Here is a 280-nt window from a genome sequence, read left to right on the forward strand (position 1 = left end):
TTTGTTTCACCTTTTTATGCTGAGCAAACTCTTTACCATTGTCAGAGGTAATGGTCTTAACCTGCAACCTCACTGGCTTTAAGAGCTCTATCATTGCCTCTGATACTTGCTGTGCCGTTTTATTATCCACACGTTTCATCTTCAGCAGCCCTGTTTTACGTTCAACGAGCGTGACAATCGCTTGCTTGTGATGCTGACCGATAATGGTATCCGCCTCCCAGTCGCCAATCCGCGTGCGCGCATCAACGATGGAGGGGCGCTCATGGATAGAGACTCTGTC

General features: G+C 48.2%; 1 protein-coding gene. It reads right to left on the reverse strand.

The window, feature by feature from the left end; genetic code table 11:
• Window positions 1-280, reverse strand: a 280-nt coding sequence (locus tag AAEY79_RS14585) for an IS30 family transposase (protein ID WP_352289019.1), incomplete at both ends; no start/stop codon positions are given.

The organism is Psychrobacter sp. GW64-MNA-CIBAN-0177 (assembly GCF_040309585.1).
In the GTDB taxonomy this organism is placed as follows: domain Bacteria; phylum Pseudomonadota; class Gammaproteobacteria; order Pseudomonadales; family Moraxellaceae; genus Psychrobacter; species Psychrobacter okhotskensis.